Below are 19896 nucleotides of genomic sequence, written 5' to 3'. Positions count from 1 at the left end.
TTTCCGCAACGAGCGGTCGTGAGCGGCGGCGAAGCGCATGACGATCATCGAGCGAACCATCGTCATCCGCGAGTCGCTGCGCATCGCCGCGCCCCCGGAGCGCGTGTGGCGCGTCTTCACGGATCTCGAAGGCTGGCCCCGGTGGAACGATGTCGCGCGCTCGCCGAAGCATCGCAAGGGCGAGCCGTGGACGCTCGGCGCCGAGGTTGCCTTCACGGTGAAGCCGTGGTGGAAGTCGCTCCGGATATGTGCGGAGGTGATCGAGGTGAGGCGGCCGACGGCCGTCACGTGGGTCGGCAGCAGCGGCGGCATCTTCGGCAAGCACACGTTCATGTTCGAGGCTGACGGCGAGGGCACCCTGGCGACGACGATGGAGATATTCAGCGGCCCCGGCCTGGGCCTGATGTGGCTCGTGATGCCGCAGGCGCGGGTTCGCGAGCTCTTTGTCCGGTGGCTGCACACGCTGAAGGCGGAGGCGGAGGGGCGGTAGCCGCCGCTAGACGCGCCCGCGCAGCTGCCCTTGCAGGCGCTTGGGGATGGGGCGCTTCGCCAGGAGGATGAAGACCGCGCCGACCGCGGAGACGCATGCGAACATGATGAAAGTGGGGCCGTAGCTGTCCGTGTGGACATAGAACGTCCCGGCCAGGCGGTTACCGATGAAGACGCCTGCCGATTGCAGGACGCTTCCGATGCCGGTGAGCGTGGCGATGGAGGCGCGTCCGAAATACTCGGCGCGCACAGCGAAGGCGGCGCTGCCGCCGCCGCCGTTGGCGGAGGCGTAGACGGCGAAGACCAGCAGGATGAGCCAGTAGCTTTCGGCGAAGAAGAAGCCCACCATCGCCAGCGCCATGACCATGGAGACGCCCGCGGTGACGTAGCGCTTATCGTACTTGTCCGCCAGGTAGCCGATGCCGAAGCGGCCGGGGATCATGAAGACGCCGAGCAGGGCGATGATCGTGGCGCCGGTGGTGGCGGAGAAGCCCTTGCTCACCATGGCCGGGACGAACTGGGTGGCCAGCGCGCCGACGACGACGGTGCGCGTGGCGAAGTTCAGATTGACCAGCCAGAAGGCCTTGGTCACAAGCGCCTCTTTGACGGTGAAGTTGATCTCCGTGGCCGCCGTGAGCTTCCCTTCCGGGTCGTAACTCTGGGGCTTGGTATCGCCGTCCGGGTAGAGGCCGTACGGCTCCGGCCGGTAGCGGAAGGCGGGAACCAGCGGCATGGTGATGCAGAAGACTATGAGTCCGCAGATCCACGTCGCATCGCGCCAGCCGAATTCCCGGATGAGAAGCGCCGCCAGGGGCGTCACGGCTCCGCCGAAGCCGAAGCCCATGGGGCCGATGGCGTAGGCAAGACCCCTGCGCTTGATGAACCAGTTGCCGATGGTGGCGATGGAAGGCGCGACGATCATCCCGTTACCGATGGCGAGGATGATGTAGTAAGCCGTGAACTCGCCGATGGAGTGGGCCCGGCCCAGGAGGACAAACCCCCCCGACATGAGAAGCACGCCGACGAACATGATCCGCCTCGCGCCCAGCCTGTCCACGAAGAAGCCGAGGAAGGGGCCGATGATGGCGCTTTCGATGGGCGCGATGCCGATAGCGGTGGAGATCACCTCGCGGTTGGTGTTGAGGGACTCTTCCAGCGGGATGATGAAGGCCGAGAGGCCGAAGTTGAAGAACCCGGAGACGCCGGTGCTGACGATGAGGGTGGCAAAGACGATGTACCAGCCGAAGAAGATGCGCTTAGGCAGGAAGGGGAAGGGGCGGGCCGGTGGTGGAGGCTTGGTGGTCAAGGCAGGGCCTTTGTGCGGTGCGCCGCGAGGATACATGAGAGCGGGAGCTGGGGGCAAGGTGAAGGGCCGGAGGCACGACGGGCGAAAGCTCTGGTACTATAGATGAAAGGGAATTCATGCTTGACACCGTCATGACGCCCGCCAAGAAGCGCTCCGGCATACTGCTGGCGACGACGAATCCAGCGAAGATGGAGAAGCTGCGCTGGATGCTCGACGGGCTTGGCCTGGAGTTCCACACGCCGATGGAGATCTCGAACGCGCCGATCCACACGGAAGACGGCTACACGCACCTGGAGAATGCCGAGGCGAAGGCGGTCCTCTGGTCGGACGCATTCGAGGGGCTGGCGGTGGCGACCGACGGCGGACTGGTGATACCTGCGCTGGGCGATAGCTGGGATTCCCTGCGGACCGCGCGCTTCGCCGGGCAGGAGGCCACGGATGCCGTGCGGGCGAAGAAGCTCTTGGAGATGATGGCGCACCTGCAGGGTGAAAAGCGGGTGGCCTTTTGGGTGGAATCGGTGGCGCTGGCCGACCAGGGCGATGTGCTGATGACCTGGGAGGCTCACAGCGCCAAGGGCTATATCGTCACCGAGGCCGACCCGGCGAAGGTGAAGCCCGGCTTCTGGGCCTTCTCTCTCTGGCGCATGCCGGAGTTCAGCAAGGTCTACGCCGAGCTGACGCCCGAGGAGCTGCACAAGGCGGACGACCATTGGGGACACCTGCGCGAGCGCGTGCAGGAGTACTTCAGGATGGCGAAGCCGCGCTGAGCGCCTTCGCCGCTACCGGCGCTTGGCGAGCGTAAGCTCCGCCACCCGCTTGCCCAGGGCGCGCGCCTGTTCCAGATCGGCCTCCTGCACCGTGCCTGCCGCCGTTGCGCCGTAGTAGGAGCCGGTGGTGCGCATCCCTTCGTTCCAGGGGAGCCCCACGATGATCATGCCCCCGGCGATCATCCAGTGGATGAGCATGAGCAAGGTAGGCTCGATGCCCGCCGATTTGGAAGAGCCGGCCGTAAAGGCCGCGCCCAGCTTGTCCTTGATCTGCCCTTCCGACCAGAGGTCGCCCAGGCCGTCCATCCAGGACTTCATCTTGCCGGTGATGCCCGTCCAGTTGGGCGAGCCGAGGACGATGGCGTCCGCCTTTTCCAGGTCGGCCTTCGTCGTCTCCTCTATCCGCGAAAGGCGCGCGGTGACGCCGGGGACGGAAGAGACGCCCTTGGCGATCCCACCGGCGAGCTTCTCGATGAGGCCGCCCCGACTATCGAAGACGATGAGGACGAGGGGCATTAGCGTCTGCCCTTTCCTAGAGCGAATGGCCGTGCATCGTGCCAAAATCCGCTGTCGTCCGCCAGCAGCCAAACGGACTCAGCCTTAGAGGCTACCGGCAGACCCCTCTCACAAGCTCGTGCGAAATCCTTCTCAATCGATGGTAGGGCTTCTCGGTCCGTATCCGCGACAGTGAGATGAGGAATCACGATTGGGAAAGCGCCCTTATATGGCGGGTAATCAGGGTATGCCGCGGTAACGGCCATCGTCATATCCTTGAAGTATCTTTCCGGATCGGGTGCGAGATAGAGGACGCCTGGGAAGCGGCTTATTGTAGTGAGCGAGAAGGGGAAAGCCTGCATATGCGCAAACAGCGATGCCAGATTCGCAAAGTCATCCTTTGTCAGTTCAGAGAGTGGCTTAAAGGGGTACAGGATAGTGATATGCGCGGGGACTCCGACTGCGGCAGATGGATCGAATTTCTTGCGGAACGGCTCAACCAAAGGTTCAGATTCGGGCACCTTCACTATCAGCGCAGTCTCGCCGTGGCCCCTCATAGCCGTCACATCTCCAGGCCTAAGGCTTTAAAGATTTCCGCGAAGTGGCCCGGGTTACCGGGATTGTAGAAGCTGTTGGCGTGGAGGACGACGCCGTTTTGGTCAATGACAAAGACGGCCCTGCGGGCGCGCTCTGTGGCGGGATCCGCGACGCCGTACTGGGAGGCGATGCCCAGCGATGGGTCGCTGGCTAGGGGAAAGGGCAGGCCGCCGAGCTTCTGGGCGAAGGCCTTGTGCGAATCCAGGCCGTCAGAGCTGATGGCCACAACCTGCGCGCCAAGCTCTTGGAAGGTCGCGAACTCCTCTTTGAACGACGCGACCTCCGAAGAGCAGAGGGGCGTGGCATCTTCCGTGTAGAAGGCCAGGAGAAGCTTGCCCTTTTTCAGGAGGTCGGCGAGGCGGAGGTCGCCTGAGGCGCTTGCAGCGGTGAAGTCAGGCGCTTGCCGGCCCGCTTGGAGTTCTGGACTCATCGGGGCCTCGCGCCGTTCAGGGCTTCTTGAACTTCTTCAGCTCGTCGTAGACCCGGTTCATCTCTTCATCGGCCGGGTTCTTGGTGTAGTAGGGCTTCACCACAACGCCGCCAAAGGCCAGGATGACGCCGGAGTGATCGTCTATGCAGAAATCGGGGACAACGTCCACGCCCAGCTCGATGAGGGTTTCGCGATAATCGGAGAGCGGCTTGAGGTAGCAGGTCTCGATGAACGACTTCAGATCATGGCGGCGGACGACCTCCCAGCGGATGCCGACGCCCGACCAGATGTAGATCTTGTGGCCGTCCTGCTTGATCTTCTCGAAGGTCTCCCGGACGAAAGGGCGGAGGCTGCCGTCTTCCGCAATGAGGGTGTAGTCGACATCGAAAAAGACGTTCATAGTCTCCTACTCGGTGCAACGGCCACGAATTATACCAGATTCATGCCGCCTTGCTGGGCAAAAAACCTAGGCGTCCCGACCAGGTCGGGACGCCTAGAACATGCCGCGTCTTGCAGGGTCGCCTACCCCTTGGCGCTGTGGCGGGAAAGGGAGGGAGTCGAACCCACCGTCCTTCCGGGAACGGAAGGACCAACGGTTTTGAAGACCGCGAAGCCCACCGGGACCCATCCTCTCCCACAGCGCCTGGCGGCTAGGCGGTCATCAGGGCGTCTACCCTGCGCTTGATCTCCCGCTTGGGCACCGCGCCCACGATCTGGTCCACGGGCTTGCCGCCCTTGAAGATGAGGAGCGTGGGGATGGCCCGCACGCTGTACTTCATCGAGGTCTCGGGATTCTCATCCACGTTGAGCTTTACAAAGGAGACCTTGCCGTCATACTCCGTGGCCAGCTCTTCCACCACGGGGGCGATCATGCGGCACGGGCCGCACCAGACGGCCCAGAAGTCAACGACGACGGGCGTCGCGGCCTTCAGGACCTGCGCTTCAAAGTTCTGGTCGGACACTTCAACGGGCTTTGCCATGGCAACCTCTTCTCTGCCTGTGGTTTTCAGCTGTGCATTAGCTTTGATGCGAGACCTGTGTCTTGGGATTCATCCCGGATGGCTGGAGCCACCCCTCCCGGATCATGCGCAGGGAGAACTCGATGGCGTGCTTCACGTCGTCGGCGTCGCTCCTCCCGTGGGCCATGATAACGTTGCCGTTCACGCCCAAGAGCGGCGCGCCGCCGATATTACTATAGTCCCACTGCTTCACGACAGACTTGATCGGCGGACCCCAGAGGAACTTGGAGGCCCGTGCCAATGGGCTGTTGATGAGGGCGTCCTTGAGGGAGAGGAAGATGGACTCCGTCAGTGCCTCCGCCAGCTTCAGCACCACGTTTCCGGTGAAGCCGTCCGTCACGACGACATCGGCCTTGCCGTTCAGCACGTCAAAACCCTCCACGTTGCCGATGAAGTTCAGATTGCTGGCCTTGAGCAGGGCATGGCTCTCTTTGACGAGCTTGCTTCCCTTGGACTCCTCTTCTCCGTTGCTCAGGAGGCCGACCCGCGGCCGCTCCACCTGGAAGAGCTTGGTCATGAAGTCGCTGCCCATCTGAGCGAACTGGAGCAGGAAGGAGGGACGGCAATCGGCATTGGCGCCGATATCGAGGAAGATGGCGGCCTTGCCGTCCGTGGTGGAGAAGATGGTGGCAATGGCGGGGCGTTCGATGCCGGGCATGGTGCCGAGGGTGAAGAGGGCGGCCGTGCCGATGGCGCCGGTGTTGCCCGCGGAGATGAAGGCGGCGGCCTTCCCCTCTTTGTGCAGGCGCAGGCCCACGGCGATCGAGGAGTCCGGTTTCTTGCGCCAGGCCTCCGTTGGCGATTCGGCCATCTCCACCACCTGGCTCGCCTCCACGGGCGTGATGGTGGCGGCCCCAGCCTCGCGGGCGCGCTCCATCTGGAAGGCCAGGACTTCCTTGGGGCCGACGAGGGCGATATGCGCGCCGAGGTCGAGCGAGGCGGCGATGGCCCCCTTGCCGATCTCATCGGGAGCTTTATCGCCGCCCATAACGTCCAGGGCGATCACTTCGCTGGGCATGGGCATCTATCCGTGCGGTGCGTTTCGACAATAGTAGCGGTTGAATTCTGGACTGACAAGGCGATATGGGCAGGCGAAGTCAGATGAGATTCGCCGCGACCATCATCACCGCGCCCGAGGCGAGCGGCACCTTGAAGTTATCGTCCAGGCCGAGGATGGGGACCGCCTCCGCCAGCATGGCCACGATGGCGCCGATGATGATGACCCAGTAGGAGACCTCCAAGCCGCCTGCCCAGATGATCGCGCCGATGAGGAGGGCCGCGATGAGGAAGACCATCGAGCCTTCGATCGTCTTATCGAACCAGCGCCGCTTGCCCCATCGCTCGCCGTAGAAGGCGGCGAACGGATCGGCGACGGCGGTGAAGAAGAGGCCTGCGGTGTAGGCGGCGCGCGGCATCGTGACCATGGAGACGGCCGTCGCGACCATGAGCGAGGTGCTGGCGAAGGCCGTCCGGTTCTCCTTTTGTTTCATGATGCGCTTAAAGTGGCGCGTCAGCAGGTTGTTCAGCGGCGGCCAGCGAAGGCGCAGCCACTCCATGCCGACGAAGGCGATGGCGGTAGCGGCGGCCGTGAGCATCAGCGGCGTTTTGGGGACAAAGAAGGAGAGCGTTGGAAAGAGCGAAGCGGCCAGAAGGTGAAAGATGCGCCGCTCTATGGGCGCTCTGGGCGTTCGGGGTGCGGAGAGGGTCGCCACAGGCGGGGGCTTTTACCGGCGCTTGGCCGTGTAGTCCTGGATCGCGGCCCGCACGGCGTCTACCGCAAGTGTGGCCGAGTGGAACTTGGCGGGAAGCAGTCCCCCAAAGGCATCGGCGATCTGCTCGCGGGTCACCGCCTCCGCCTGGGCAAGCGTCATGCCCCTGATCGTCTCCGTGGCAAGGCTCGCCGCCGCCAGGGATGCCCCGCAGGCCTGGGCCTTCCACCTGGCCTCCGTGATAACGCCGTTGCTGACTTTCAGCATCAGGCGCAGTGTATCGCCGCAGGCGGGGTTGTAGATGGAGGCGGAGGCGTCGGGCGAAGGCATCTCGCCCTGGTTGCGCGGATGGGCGTAGTGCTCCAGTGCCGCCTCTTTCCCCTTTGTTTCGCGCGTCACGCCTTCGCCTCCGCCGGCGGCGCGGTATCGCGGACGCGCTGGATGATGCCGGGCAGGATCGCAAGGACTTTGTCCACTTCCGCCGCCGTGTTCTCCGGGCCGAGGGTGAGCCGCAGGGTGCCGATGGCCAGGTTCGCCGGGATGCCGCAGGCGACGAGGACGTGGGACGGCTCCAGCGATGCCGTCCTGCAGGCGCTGCCTGTGGACGCGCCGATGCCCGCCTCGTCCAAGGCCATCAGCGTCCACTGGGAATCGGTGCGCTCAAAGGAGAAGTTGACGTTGCTGGGTAGCCGCTCCACCGGGTGGCCGTTCAGGTGCGCCCCCGGGATGCGCTTCTGGATGCCGCCGATGAGCCGATCGCGAAGGGCCTTGGTCTGTTCGACGTTTGACGAGCGCTCCTCGATCGCGATCTTCAAGGCCGCCGCTGTGCCGACGATGCCCGGCACATTTTCCGTTCCGGCGCGGCGGTTGCGCTCGTGGCTGCCGCCGGCCTGATATGGCTCAAAGGGCGTGGCCTTCCGGAGGTACAGGATGCCCGCGCCCTTGGGGCCGTTGAACTTGTGCGAGGAGAGACTCAGGGCGTCTACGCCGAGCCGATCCACCGTGATGTCCAGGTGGCCGGGGCACTGGACGGCGTCCGTATGGACGGCGATGTGCGTCTTGAGGCTCTTGGCCTTTGCCTTCGCGATAGCGGCGATCTCGGCAACGGGATTGATCGTGCCCACTTCGTTGTTCGCCAGCATGAGGCTGATGAGGACCGTCTCGCGCTTGATCGCCTTTTCCGCATCGCCCGCCTTCACCATGCCGTAGCGGTCAACGGGCAGATAGGTCACTGCAAAGCCTAGCTTCTCCATGGCGTGGCAGGTATGGAGGACGGCGTGATGCTCTGCCGTTGAGGTGATGATGTGGTTGCCCTGGGGCCGCAGGGCCGTGGCGATGCCCCTGATCGCGGCATTGTCGGACTCGGTGCCGCCGCTGGTGAAGATGATTTCAGGAGGGAGTGCGCCCAGCAGATCGGCGATGGTCTTGCGGGCGGCGTCCACGGCCTGTCGGCAGCGTTGAGCTGGCGCGTACATGCTCGAAGGGTTGTAGAACTCCTCCGAGAAGTAGGGCAGCATCGCCTCAAGGACTTCTGGGTGGACGGCCGTGGTTGCGGCGTGGTCCATGTAGATGAAGGATCCGGGTTGATTTGCCATGGAAGCGCTCGAGAGAAGTATACCATCCGCCGCCTCGCCGACTGGACATAACACAGAGCGCCTCCAGGAGTGAGACGCCTCTGTGTTAGACTTTCACGGTCGCTTTTCTAGAGGCTGTTTCATGGACTTTAACTTGACTCCCGAACAGGATGCCTGGCGCGCCGAGGTGCGCGACTACATCCGTAAAGAGCTCGACCCGCGCATCATCGCCGGCGAAGAGGCCTATCGCCAGCACTTCCAGGCGGCCATGGGCTTTCGCAAGAAGCTCGGCGCCAAGAAGTGGATCGGCATCGGCTGGCCGAAGGAATACGGCGGGCTGGGCGCCTCCCCCATGATGCAGTGCATCTTCCATGAGGAGATGATCTACCACCATGCGCCGCTTGATTCCCAGGCCTATCAGCTTGGCCCGGCGATGATCAAGCACGGTTCAGAATACCTCAAAAAGAAGTTCATCGCCGCCACAGCCTCCCAGGAGATCGTCTGGTGCCAGGGATTCTCAGAGCCGAACTCCGGCTCCGACCTGGCGAGCCTGCAGACGCGAGCCGTTGAGGACGGCGACGATTTTGTCATCAACGGCTCCAAGATTTGGACCTCCATGGCCCACAAGGCCGATTACATCCACATCCTGGTGCGCACAGACCCGAACGCGCCGAAGCATAAGGGCATCTCCTACTTCGTCGCCGAAATGAACCAACCCGGCATCACTATCGTGCCCCTGGTGGATATGACCGACGAGCACCACTTCAACCAGGTCTTCTTTGAAAATGTGCGGGTGCCGAAGATCAACATGATCGGCGAGAAGAATATGGGCTGGTACGTGGCGACGACGACTCTGGACAACGAGCGCTCCGGCATCAGGGACGTCGCCCGCTGCCGCCGCCTCTTTGACGATATCCTGGATGCGCTGCGCCAGTTGAAGGGCGTGCCTGGCGTCCGCCGCGGCGCAGGGGCGCTCCACAAGCTCGCCGATATGCGCGTGCAGATCGCCGTCAGCCGCAACCTCTCCTATCGCGTGGCATGGATGCAGGACCAGAGGCAGCAGCCGAACAAAGAGGCCTCCATGGCCAAGATCTTCGCCACGGAGCTGGAGCAGCGCATGACCCGCGTCGCCATGGACATCGTGGGGCTGTACAGCCACTTGCTGAATGGCGATCGCCGCGCCCCGGTGGCGGGCATCCTGCCCTATCAGGCGATGGTGAGTATCCCTGCCACCATCGCGGCGGGCAGCTCCGAGGTCAATCGCAACATTCTGGCCACACGCGGCCTGGGCCTGCCCCGATAGCCTCTCCGGCCGGTGTTCTACGCCGCCGGCCCGTTATCGCCCTGTTCGCTCAGGTAGGCCGTTAGATTTTCCGGGTGATAGGCCATCGTTGGGCTCCGATATCGAGCGATGGCCTCCGGATGCACCGATTCGTTCAAGCCGCCCCTGCCTAATCGGCGCTTGAAGCTGCCAAGGAAGCGGTAGAACCACGGGATGCGCAGATGCAACGGGCCGTTGCCATCCGGATGGCATATATCCTTTAGATAGGCAACATCGAAGGCGAGGCCGCAGAAGGCGGCTTTGCCCGCCATCCAATCGAGGGCGATGTCGGAGAGGCCGGAGCTTCGATTCCCGCCGCCGATATCCGTATGCGCCCCGGCGAACCAAACCTGCTCCACCCGCTGGCCTGCCTTCACCTTGTTCGCCCAGATGGATGGCGCGAAGGCCTTGCGGCGCTCATCTATGGAGATGGCGTGAAAACCGTTGCGCACAAAGCGGCTCAGTTCAACATCGTGGAATTGGTGCTTCCCCTTGGTAAGGCGTCGTAGCCCTGAAACGGGGATGCCCAGCGCGCCCACCGTATCCCAGACGCCGAGGCACGTGATTTCCACGATACGGGAGTGGTCTTCGCGGAACTTCTTCGCCGCTTCATCGTCCGGGTGGATGTCGCTCCGGCGGTAGAGGGCGTGCGCATCGCGAAAGCGATTGGCGTGGGCCTTGCGCAGGATGCCGCACTTGCGGACGAGCCCCGCCAGGCTCCGCACCGTGTAGGCCCCCCGGCTGAAGCCGAAAAGGAAAATCTCATCGCCCTCGGCGTAGTTGTGCAGCAGGAAGTGGTAGCAGTCCGAGATATTCTGCTCCAGGCCGTTGCCGAATGCCCCGCCGGTGAGCCTATCCAGGATATTGCCGGTGCCGACACCCTAATCGTAGAAGACGACCTGGCTGACGCCATCTGGCGCTGTGGGCGCGATGGCCCGCGCGAACTTCACCACGTTCGTGGGATAGCGCTGGCCGATGGAGTTCCACGTGCCGTCCGCGCAGACGATGAGCCGTCTCTTCATGCCTCTATTGTAGGGATGCGCCGTCAAGCCCTGGAAAAGAAAAAGGGGACGAGCCACGCTCGCCCCCTAATGGATCGCTCTGTAACGAAGGCTACCTGGGCAGGCCCAAGCCTCTCCACGCGATGACGTTGCGCTGGATCTCGGAGGTGCCGGAGCCGACGGTGGAGGCGATGGAGTGCAGGTAGTGGTGCTCGATGCGCCCCAAGACCGGCGAACGCTTCTTGTCCTTATGGTAGTGCAGACCCTTGAGGCCGATCATTTCCATCAGGGTACGGGCTAGGCGCTGGTTGAACTCCGTGGAGAAGACCTTGGCTACTGAGGCCTCGGCGTTAGGGGCCTTGCCGCTGCGCTGCATCCAGCCCACGCGGTAGTTCAGGACCTTGCCCGCCTCTGATTGCACCAGCAGGTCGGCCAGCTTGTATCTGGAAACGGCCTTGTTGATGGGCGCGTGGGGATTCTTCTTTTCGCTCTTCAGGTAGGTGATCGAATCATCGAGAAGGCGGCGCGACTGGGCGGAAGAGGCCACCGACGAGCGCTCGAAGTCGAGGGCGGTTGCGGCGGCGTACCAGCCCCGGTTGAGCTGGCCCAGGATGTTGCTGGCGGGGACGCGCACATTATCGAAGAAGCACTGGTTAAAGATGTGCCCATCGGCCACGTTCAAGAGGGGCTTGATGGTGATGCCCGGGGTCTTCATGTCCAGCAGGAAGTAGGTGATCCCTTTGTGCTTCTCTGCGTTGGGGTCCGTGCGGCAGAGGATGTGCATCCAATCGCCGTAATGGGCGAAGGTGGTCCATATCTTGGTCCCGTTGATGATGTAGTCGTCGCCGTCCTTGACCGCGCTGGTCTGGAGGGAGGCAAGGTCAGAGCCGGCGTTGGGCTCGCTGAAGCCCTGGCACCAGACCACCTCACCCTGGGCGATGGGGGGGACGTGCTGCTTCTTCTGGGCCTCTGACCCATGGACGATGATGCACGGGCCGATGAAGGCGTTGCCGGAGCCGTCCTTGCCTGGGACGCGGTGGTAGGAGAGTTCCTCGTTCAGGACCATCTGCATGATGTGGTCCGCGCCGCCGCCGCCGTACTCCTTGGGCCAGGCGAAGGTGAGCCACCCCTTCTGGCCCAGGCGCTTGCGGATCTTCTTATCCAGGGCCAGCTCTTCCGGCCCGTCCACTTCGCCCATGAATCCGTCCCAGGGCTGGGGCAGCTCTTTCTTGACGAAGTCGCGCACTTCCTGGCGGAGAGTATCGTGCTCGGGGCCGAACTTGAAATCCACGGCGTGCCTCCATGCAGACGGTGAACCAACTAAGGATATGGTCATGCGCCTCTTGAATCAAGGAGAGCGACGATTCGGTCTGCCCCCTCCAGATTCAGAGGGCGGAGAGTGACAGGTGCGCAAGGAGGACGTATCATTGGGCCCTACCTGACGTAGCGCGATCAGGCAGTGGATGGAGGAGCACATGGTTCAAGCAGTGGCGAGCACAGAGGCCATCGAAAAGCGGTATGAAGGCCCTAACGGAACCTTCGTCAACCGCTACTACATCAACGCCGATTACCGCAACGGCCCCAAGGAGGTCAGGGAAGGGGCTTGCGCCTTCCTCGTCGCCCTGGTCACGCCCAGCGGCAAGATACAGCCCCACTTCCATGCCGTGGACCAGTTTCAGGTAGTGGTGGCAGGCGGGGGCCACATGGGCAATCACGGCCTGCACCCCATCTCCGTCCACTACACGGACGCCTACACGCCCTATGGCCCTATCCTGGCCGGGCCCAAGGGCATCTCATTCTTTACGCTCCGGGCGCGGACGGACGGGACCAGCATCTACAACATGCCTGAATCGCGGCACGAGATCAAGGGGCGCTCCGGGCGTGAGGTCATCTTTGAGACCGAGGTGAAAGCCCCCGAAACGCTCTATCGCAACGATGTGGCGGTTGAGCAGCCCTTTGCCCCGCACAACGATGGTCTGGCGGCCTGGGTCATCCGCGCGGGGCCCAAGATGCAGGTCAGCGCCCCTTCGCCAAAGGGCGGCGGCCAGATCGCCCTCATCGTCTCCGGGGATGCTCAGCATGGCGAGAAGCAGATGCCGCTCTGGTCGTGCATCTCCCTCACGCCCGGCGACCCGCCGCTGCACCTCACCGCAGGCGCCTCCGGCATGGAAGCCCTCATTCTCCAGTTCCCCGCCCCGCGCGAGGCGATCTAGCCCACGCCCGGTGCCGCGCATCATCGAATACACGCTCTTCGATAGCCCCGACCTCATGGCGCGGATGTTCTTCCCGCGCCGCGTCTGGTCGCCCGCGCCGCCGGACGCGCAAGACCACATGGTGCCTGTGGCGGCGGGCGTCAGCCTTTCGGCCCGCCTCTACATCCGGGACAAACAGTCGCCCACCATCCTCTTCTTCCACGGCAACGGTGAAGTGGCCTGCGACTATGACGATGTGGCGCCCGACTATACCAAGGCGGGCGCCAACCTTTTCGCCGTGGACTTTCGCGGCTACGGCAAGAGCGGCGGCAGCCCCCTCTTCTCCAATATGATCGCCGATGCCCGCGCCGGCTTTCCCTACGTGCGCGACCTGCTCAAGAAGGAAGGCTTCACGGGGAAGCTCTACGTGAAGGGACGTTCCCTCGGCGGCCATTCGGCGCTGGAGGTGGCCTACCACTTTGCCGGCGATCTTGCCGGGATGATTCACGAAAGCAGCGGCGCCGGCGTGACGATGCGCATGATCCAGCGCTTTGAGGGGACGAAGGAGCTGCCGCGCGCCAAGGAGCTTCAGAAGCTGCATGAAGAAAAGGTACGGGCCGTTACGCTGCCCGTGCTCATCATCCACGGCGAGATTGACGAACTGGTGCCGGTGGAGAGTGCGATCCACCTCTATGACGCCGTCGGCTCCAAGGATAAGACGCTCTGCGTCATCCCCGGCGCCGGCCACAACGACCTCTTATGGGTCGGCCGCGACCTATACTTCAAGGCGGTGCGGGAGTTCGTGAGCCGCGCCTAGCCGGTGGCTGGAACGCGCCCCGCATCCGCTCTCTTTCAGATACAATTCTTGTGCCATGCCTAAACCCCTCTCCCCCGGCGACCACGTTGTCCTCTACGACCCCAAGGGCCGTCCCTACACGGCCCATCTTGTCCACGGACGGGAGTTCCACGCCCACCTGGGCATGATCAAGCACGACGATATCATCGGGAAGGCGGAAGGCTCGCGCATCACCACCCATACGGGCCACGACTTCCTGGTGCTGCGCATGACGCTGGAAGACTACCTGATGAACATGAAGCGGGCCTCCACCATCATCTATCCCAAGGACATCGGCCCGATCTTGATGTATGGCGATATCTACCCCGGCGCGACCGTGGTGGAGGCGGGCATCGGCTCCGGGGCGCTCACCATGGCGCTCCTTCGCGCCGTGGGCGCCGGAGGCCGGGTCATCTCCTATGAAGTGCGCGAGGACATGGCGAATCAGGCGATGAAGCACGTCAGGTCCTTCATGGGGGAGACGCCGAACCACACGCTCCACATCGGCGATATCTACGAAGGGATCCAAGAGCAAGAGGTGGACAGGGTCGTCTTGGACGTGCCGGAGCCGTGGCGCGCCATCGAGCCTGTTGCCAACTCCCTGCGCACGGGCGGCGTCTGGGTCGTCTATCTGCCCACGGTCTTGCAGGTCTACCAGCTCCACCAAGAGATCACCAAGGACAGGCGCTTCGAGCTGCTGGACAGCTTCGAGGTGATGCAGCGGCCCTGGCACTTCGCCGAGACGAGCGCGCGCCCCGGGCATCGCATGGTGGCCCACACCGGCTTCCTGACGCGCGCCACCCGCTGCGAGCCGCGCGAGAGCTCGCGCCCCATGACGCGCCGCGTCCTAGGCGGCTATTAGGAGCGCGGCGGCTTCAGCAGGCTGTCCAGCGTCTTGACCAGCTTCTTCCTGTCCTTCACGTTGCTCTTGGCGAGCACATCTTCCCAATAGGCCTTTTCTTCCTCTGGCGTATCGAATTCCGGGACGGGATCCTCTTTTCTTCTTGGCATAGGTGGTCTGTTAGCCTCTCTTTCGGAAGCTGCTCTTCTGCTGAGGCTTCGTCTCATATCCGGTGATGGGTCGGAGGAACGAACCATGCAATCGCTCTATGATTACATTGATATACACGCCGCTGCTGCCTGTCCGCTGACCGTATACCGCCTATGGGCGATATTCCTGGCCAGGAGCTTGCCGTAGCAAACGTTCTCGACGTCCATCGTCGTAATGTGATGCCTGCCGATGTGCTCCACATTTCTTTCGTCCCACTCAAGGTCCTCGATATACATCCGCCGCCTCGTGAATGGAACACATTGTGTGACACTGCCGCAACCGCCACGATTATTCGGGAGGCGGCGCCCATTCGGCAATGGGCCTTTGGTAGAGACGCTCCAACGCCCGTCGCGCGCTGAGGGCCGCTCAACGGCTGGATGGCCCGGCACACCGGCTCTTGGCCTTCCGCTTGCCTTGTCTCCCCTCAGGCGGCGGTGCTACAATCGCCGCCGATTTCGCTCGCCTAACGGCTTGGCAAGGGGGAAGATATGACGACACGGACGATGGATCAGGCAAAGTCCGAGGCCTTTGCAGGCAAGATGCTCGGCCTGCTGAATGATTCGATGCTGGGGCTCATGGTCAGCATCGGCCACCAGACGGGACTGTACGACGCGATGGCTAAGCTGCCGCCATCCACGAGCAAGCAGATCGCCAAGGCGGCCAAGCTCAACGAGCGCTATGTGCGCGAATGGCTCGGCGCGATGGTCACCGGCGGCATCGTGCACTACGAGCCCAAGGGGCAAACCTACCGCCTTGCGCCGGAGCACGCCGCCTTCCTGACCCGCGCTGCAGGCCAGAATAACTTAGCCTTTTTTGCGACCTACCTTTCAGTGCTTGGCGATGTGGAACAGAAGGTTATCAAGGCCTTCAAGAACGGCGGCGGCGTCCCCTAGTCCGAGTACCCGCGCTTCCAAGCGGTCCAAGGCGAAGAGAGCGCCATGCTCTACGATAGCGCCCTTATCCCTGTCGTCCTGCCCATGGTCCCGGGCCTGACGGAGAGGCTCAAGCAAGGCATCGCCGTCGCCGATGTCGGCTGCGGCCAGGGCCACGCCGTCAACGTCATGGCCAAGGCCTTCCCCAAGAGCACCTTTGTGGGCTACGACTTCTCCAAGGAGGGCATCGCGGCGGCCAAGGCGGAGGCGAAGAAGTGGCGGCTGAAGAACGCCCGCTTCGAAGTGAAGGACATCGGCGACCTGCGCGGGGAGTTCGACTTCATCACGGCCCTCGACACGATTCATGATCAGGCAAAGCCGATGACGGTGTTGAAGAAGATCCGCGCCGCCCTCAAACCGGGCGGCGATTTCCTGATGATGGACATCGCCGGCTCAAGCAATCTCGAGGAGAATGTCCAGCATCCCCTTGGCCCGACGCTTTACGCCGTCTCCACCCTCCACTGCATGACCGTCTCCCTGGCCTACAAGGGTGAGGGACTCGGCACGGTGTGGGGCGAGCAGAAGGCCCAGGCATACCTGACCAAGGCAGGCTTCAAGAACATCGTCGTGAAGCACATCGAAGGCGACCCGATGCACGCCTTCTTCATCGCCAAGAAGTAGCGCGCCGCCGCACGAATAAAAAGGGGCGGCCTGCGCAGGCCGCCCCTTTTGTGTCTAACGTGGATGGCGTTAGCTGGGGAAGTGCCAGACGCCCTTGGCGTGCTTATCCGTGACGCGCCAGCGCGGGATCTTGTACTCCTGCTTGGGATGGTCGTCCCAGGCAAGCTCCACCGGCGCGCCGATGCCGCAGTCCTTCTCATCGTCCAGCATCAGGGCCGGGATGCGCGTCTTGGAGCCGTCCTTGTTCTGGCCGTCCGGCAGCTCCACGATGGCGATGACGTAGGGGACCGTGGGCACCAGGTGCGCCAGGATCGGCTGCGTCACCACGATGTAGCTATAGATAGTGCCCTTGCCCTGGATCTTGTGCCAGCCCACGTTCATGGAGGCGCACTTCTTGCAGGCGGGCAGCGGCGGGTAGAAGCGGTGGCTGCAGTCCTTGCACTCGCGGATCAGGAACTCTTTCCGCTTGAAGGCCTCATACCACTCAGTGGTGTCCTGGTCCGGAAAGATCGCGATCTTGGCGTAGTCAACAGGTCCTGGCATGGCTTACCTCCGTAGGATGCAGGTGCTGGACATGGTTTCCATGCCCCAGCCTAAACAGGCGGCCACTTCGGCGTTCTTGACCTGGCGGCAGCCCTTGGAACGATCGTAGGTGTGGATGCCCTCCTGGGAGCGCGGGCAGAAGTCGTCGGCGCGATGGCGCAGCTGGCGCACGTTCTCAATCACCATGGAGATGCCGTGGGTGTAGCCCTCTGAGAGGTGCCCGCCGGAGAGATTGTTCGGCCGTCCGCCCGGGTGGTCTATCTCCAGGTTCCCGTCCAGGATGTAGGGGCCCGCCTCGCCGCGGGGGACGAAGCCGTAGGCCTCCAGCTGGATGAGCGTCGTGAAGGTGAAGGCGTCATAGGACGAGGTCATGCTCACGTCCTTGGGCGTGACGCCGGACATGCCGAACATGCGGTTGCGGCCGTAGAAGCCCGCCACTTCATGGATGACGTCGCGGCTGTAATTCCACATCGGGTTATCCGTCATGACGCGCGCCGTCCCGCCTCTGATATAGACCGGCGGGTGCCGCAGGTCGAAGGCGCGCTCCCGCTTGGTGAGCAGGATGGCCGCCGCCACGTCCGTCTCCAGACAGCAGTCCAGGAGCCGGAAAGGCTTTGCCACCCAGCGGGAGGCCAGGTAGTCTTCCATCTTGATGGGCCCCTGGGGCCGCATGATGGACTTGGGGTTCAGGAGGGCGTGCTTGCGGTGCGCGATGGCTACCGCTCCCAGCGCCTCGTTCTTCAGGCCGTAGTCCTTCATATAGCGCATGCACGTCATGCCGAAGTACTGCGCCGGCGTGGTGAAGCCGTAGAGCTGGTTGAGCGTCGGGCCGCTCACCGGCATCGCCGCGGCAGGGCCGCTGGGCGATTGCCCGCCCATGCGGCGGCCCGAGCGCCCGTTCATGGAGCGGAAGATGATCATATTGTTGCAATAGCCCCCGACGATGAGGCCGACGGCGTGGGCGATCAGGGCCTCCGAGCTGGAGCCGCCCCCCATGATGTCCACCTGGTAGTTCAGGCGCATGCCCAGCGCTTCCGCGATGGCCATGCCGGAGGTGGAGTCCATCACGTTGTAGCTCGTGATGCCGTCCACTTCCCGGGGGTCCATCCCGGCATCGTCGCAGGCCTTCTTCACGGCCTCGATGCCCATCGAAAGCGTCGTGCGGTTGGAGGGGCGCATGTGGGCCGTCTCGCCGCAGCCGACGATACAGACTTTATCGGTAAATTCACCCATGTACGGAGCTCCTTCGCGAGCCGCCGCTACCCTGGACAAGCCTCGAGTGCGGTGTGGCTCCGGCGCAAAACCCTGTGACTGTACCAAAGCAAGAGGGCGCTTTCAAGGATGCATTGCGTAGGGTGGAGCAGAGAGTCGGAAACGGGAAGTCAGGAACTAGGGCGGGAAGTGTTCGCGCTGGTCGGTCCGTATCCGGCCCCCTATGCTCCTCGGTTCCTAAGTTCCTGAGTTCCTTGTTCCTATCACCGCCGCAGGATGCACGTGCTGGCGGTGGTGGGACTCCCCCAGCCCAGGCAGGCGGCGATCTCCGCCCGCTTCGCCTGGCGGCAACCCTTCGCCCGGTCATAGGTGTGGACGCCTTCCCGCCACCGGGGGCAGAAGTCGTCCGCCCGGTGTCGCAGCTGGCGCACGTTCTCGATGACCATCGAGATGCCATGGGTATACCCCTCTGAGAGGTGCCCTCCGGAGAGGTTGTTCGGCCGCTCGCCGTCTATCCCGATGGCGCCGGAGGCGACGTAGGGGCCGGCTTCGCCCCTGGGCACAAAGCCGTAGGCCTCCAGCTGGATGAGCGTGGTGAAGGTGAAGGCGTCATAGGAAGAAGTGATGCTGACGTCCTTGGGGCCAATGCCGGACATGCCGAAGGCTCTGTTGCGGGCGTAAAAGCCGGCGACCTTGTGGATGGACTCCCGGCCATAGTTCCACGCCGCCTCCTCCGTCTGGAGCTTCGCCGCGCCGCCCATGATATAGGCGGGCGGATGCCGCAGGTTCTGCGCGTCTTCCGCGCTGGTGACAATCAGGGCGGCCGAAACGTCCGTCTCCAGACAGCAGTCCAGGAGGCGAAATGGCTTGGAGACCCAGCGCGACGAGAGGTAGTCCTCCATCGTTAGGGGCGCCTTCATGATGGACTTGGGGTTCAGGAGCGCGTGCCTCCGGTGCGTGATGGCGATGGCTCCAAGCTGCTCGCTCGTGAGGCCGTAATCGTGCATGTACCGCATGCAGACCATGCCGAACTGCTGGGCCGGCGTGGTGAAGCCGTTCATCTGCATGAAGCCGTCGTCGTTCACGATCGGCATCGCCGTCGCCGGGCCGCCCGGCGACTGGCCCCCCATGCGCCTCCCGGAGCGCCCGTTCATGGAGCGGAAGCAGACGATCCGCCGGGCGTAGCCGCCGACGATGAGGCCGACGCAGTGGGCGATGAGCGCCTCGATGCTGGAGCCGCCGCCGTTCACGTCCATGTAGTAGTTGGGCCGCATGCCCAGGGCGTGCGCCACCTTCGCGCCGGAGACGGAATCCCCGGCCTGGTAGCTGGTGATCCCGTCGAGTTCGCTCGGCTTCAGCCCCGCGTCGTCGCACGCCCGCTTGATCGCCTCTACGGCCATCGAAAGCGTCGTGCGGTTGGAGGGGCGCATGTGGGCCGTCTCGCCGACGCCGACGATGGCGCACTTATCCGTGAAGGGGCCCATGGGACTGCTCCTGTGCTAGGGGGTGGGAGAAGAGGGTAGCACAATGCAGTAGGGTCGTCCCGGCGCGGTGATTGGGCATCGCCGCTTCTCAGGGCTGCAGAGGGGCGCACCGGGGCGAGGGAGGGGCGCGCGCCGCGTTCGTCCGATGGAATCGGACCGCCCCTACGGGGGATGGCCGTGGGACGGCGGTGGGAGACCTCTCCCTCTTATCCCTCGCCCTGAGAAGGGAGGGACGCCTTGTGGTTTGTGGTTGTTTCACTTGCTTCTAGATGGAGGGTTTCTTTTGTTTCTCGCTTTCTTTTCGTTTTGCTGGGTGGG

General features: G+C 63.5%; 21 protein-coding genes and 1 pseudogene. 6 read left to right on the top strand and 16 right to left on the bottom strand.

Annotated features, from left to right (window positions below; all coding sequences use genetic code 11):
* Positions 1–37: 37 nt before the first annotated feature.
* Positions 38–490: a hypothetical protein gene (locus tag FJ039_00960; protein MBM4404744.1), complete on the top strand. Its 453-nt coding sequence runs from the start codon at positions 38–40 to the stop codon at positions 488–490.
* Positions 491–496: 6 nt separating this feature from the next.
* Here FJ039_00960 and FJ039_00955 read toward each other — a convergent pair whose 3' ends face one another.
* Positions 497–1831, bottom strand: a complete 1335-nt coding sequence (locus FJ039_00955) for an MFS transporter (GenBank protein ID MBM4404743.1) — start codon at positions 1829–1831, stop codon at positions 497–499.
* A gap of 80 nt (positions 1832–1911) precedes the next feature.
* Between FJ039_00955 and FJ039_00950 the strand changes: the two genes are divergently transcribed.
* The gene (locus tag FJ039_00950) at positions 1912–2562 is read left to right on the top strand and encodes a hypothetical protein (GenBank protein MBM4404742.1); all 651 of its coding nucleotides are present in this window, start codon (positions 1912–1914) and stop codon (positions 2560–2562) included.
* 12 nt (positions 2563–2574) lie between these two features.
* Here the strand turns inward: FJ039_00950 and FJ039_00945 are convergent, their stop codons facing one another.
* From FJ039_00945 to FJ039_00905, 9 genes are all read right to left on the bottom strand, one after another.
* Positions 2575–3078, bottom strand: a complete 504-nt coding sequence (locus FJ039_00945) for a flavodoxin (GenBank protein MBM4404741.1) — start codon at positions 3076–3078, stop codon at positions 2575–2577.
* Positions 3078–3614, bottom strand: a complete 537-nt coding sequence (locus FJ039_00940; GenBank protein MBM4404740.1) for a 2'-5' RNA ligase family protein — start codon at positions 3612–3614, stop codon at positions 3078–3080. The genes FJ039_00945 and FJ039_00940 overlap by 1 nt, the downstream gene beginning before the upstream one ends.
* A 5-nt stretch (positions 3615–3619) precedes the next feature.
* Entirely contained in the window at positions 3620–4084 is a 465-nt protein-coding gene (locus tag FJ039_00935) for a redoxin domain-containing protein (protein ID MBM4404739.1), read from the bottom strand.
* A gap of 16 nt (positions 4085–4100) precedes the next feature.
* The gene (locus FJ039_00930) at positions 4101–4484 is read right to left on the bottom strand and encodes a hypothetical protein (protein ID MBM4404738.1); all 384 of its coding nucleotides are present in this window, start codon (positions 4482–4484) and stop codon (positions 4101–4103) included.
* Between the two features lie 250 nt (positions 4485–4734).
* Positions 4735–5064 (bottom strand): thioredoxin, encoded by a 330-nt coding sequence (gene trxA, locus FJ039_00925; GenBank protein MBM4404737.1) that lies wholly within the window; start codon positions 5062–5064, stop codon positions 4735–4737.
* A 37-nt stretch (positions 5065–5101) separates the two neighbouring features.
* The gene (gene plsX / locus FJ039_00920; GenBank protein MBM4404736.1) at positions 5102–6127 is read right to left on the bottom strand and encodes a phosphate acyltransferase PlsX; all 1026 of its coding nucleotides are present in this window, start codon (positions 6125–6127) and stop codon (positions 5102–5104) included.
* Between the two features lie 73 nt (positions 6128–6200).
* Positions 6201–6815 (bottom strand): hypothetical protein, encoded by a 615-nt coding sequence (locus FJ039_00915; protein MBM4404735.1) that lies wholly within the window; start codon positions 6813–6815, stop codon positions 6201–6203.
* Positions 6816–6827: 12 nt separating this feature from the next.
* On the bottom strand, positions 6828–7211 hold the full coding sequence (locus tag FJ039_00910; protein MBM4404734.1) for an iron-sulfur cluster assembly scaffold protein: 384 nt from the start codon (positions 7209–7211) through the stop codon (positions 6828–6830).
* Positions 7208–8407 (bottom strand): aminotransferase class V-fold PLP-dependent enzyme, encoded by a 1200-nt coding sequence (locus FJ039_00905; protein MBM4404733.1) that lies wholly within the window; start codon positions 8405–8407, stop codon positions 7208–7210. The genes FJ039_00910 and FJ039_00905 overlap by 4 nt, the downstream gene beginning before the upstream one ends.
* Before the next feature lie 121 nt (positions 8408–8528).
* Here FJ039_00905 and FJ039_00900 point away from each other — a divergent pair, with 121 nt between their 5' ends.
* A complete protein-coding gene (locus FJ039_00900; GenBank protein ID MBM4404732.1) occupies positions 8529–9689 on the top strand; it encodes a hypothetical protein in 1161 nt (386 codons plus the stop codon).
* A gap of 17 nt (positions 9690–9706) precedes the next feature.
* On the opposite strand, the gene FJ039_00895 is transcribed toward FJ039_00900, so the two are convergent.
* The 3 genes from FJ039_00895 to FJ039_00885 are packed head-to-tail and all read right to left on the bottom strand — an operon-like array spanning position 9707 to position 12044.
* Positions 9707–10570, bottom strand: coding sequence for a DUF2235 domain-containing protein (locus FJ039_00895; protein MBM4404731.1), 864 nt, complete (start codon positions 10568–10570; stop codon positions 9707–9709).
* Positions 10571–10588: 18 nt separating this feature from the next.
* Positions 10589–10786 (bottom strand): DUF2235 domain-containing protein, encoded by a 198-nt coding sequence (locus tag FJ039_00890; protein ID MBM4404730.1) that lies wholly within the window; start codon positions 10784–10786, stop codon positions 10589–10591.
* Positions 10787–10820: 34 nt separating this feature from the next.
* Positions 10821–12044 (bottom strand): hypothetical protein, encoded by a 1224-nt coding sequence (locus FJ039_00885; protein ID MBM4404729.1) that lies wholly within the window; start codon positions 12042–12044, stop codon positions 10821–10823.
* A 599-nt stretch (positions 12045–12643) separates the two neighbouring features.
* On the opposite strand from FJ039_00885, the gene FJ039_00880 reads away from it, so the two are divergent.
* The 3 genes and pseudogenes from FJ039_00880 (at position 12644) to FJ039_00870 (ending at position 16339) form a co-directional block, all read left to right on the top strand.
* Positions 12644–13717 (top strand): alpha/beta hydrolase, encoded by a 1074-nt coding sequence (locus FJ039_00880; protein MBM4404728.1) that lies wholly within the window; start codon positions 12644–12646, stop codon positions 13715–13717.
* A 55-nt stretch (positions 13718–13772) separates the two neighbouring features.
* The gene (locus tag FJ039_00875) at positions 13773–14597 is read left to right on the top strand and encodes a tRNA (adenine-N1)-methyltransferase (protein MBM4404727.1); all 825 of its coding nucleotides are present in this window, start codon (positions 13773–13775) and stop codon (positions 14595–14597) included.
* A 677-nt stretch (positions 14598–15274) separates the two neighbouring features.
* A pseudogene (locus FJ039_00870) lies at positions 15275–16339 on the top strand (class I SAM-dependent methyltransferase).
* 69 nt (positions 16340–16408) lie between these two features.
* Here FJ039_00870 and FJ039_00865 read toward each other — a convergent pair.
* From FJ039_00865 to FJ039_00855, 3 genes are all read right to left on the bottom strand, one after another.
* Positions 16409–16882: a hypothetical protein gene (locus FJ039_00865; GenBank protein MBM4404726.1), complete on the bottom strand. Its 474-nt coding sequence runs from the start codon at positions 16880–16882 to the stop codon at positions 16409–16411.
* A gap of 3 nt (positions 16883–16885) precedes the next feature.
* Positions 16886–18115 carry a thiolase gene (locus FJ039_00860; GenBank protein ID MBM4404725.1) on the bottom strand — a complete coding sequence of 410 codons (1230 nt, stop codon included), beginning with the start codon at positions 18113–18115 and terminating at the stop codon, positions 16886–16888.
* Positions 18116–18357: 242 nt separating this feature from the next.
* A complete protein-coding gene (locus FJ039_00855; GenBank protein MBM4404724.1) occupies positions 18358–19578 on the bottom strand; it encodes a hypothetical protein in 1221 nt (406 codons plus the stop codon).
* Between the last annotated feature and the right edge of the window lie 318 nt (positions 19579–19896).

This window comes from Chloroflexota bacterium (genome assembly GCA_016875535.1).
Lineage (GTDB): Bacteria > Chloroflexota > Dehalococcoidia > SHYB01 > SHYB01 > VGPF01.
Note: the sequence above shows the minus strand (reverse complement) of the source record. Positions and strands in the feature narration are given on the sequence as shown.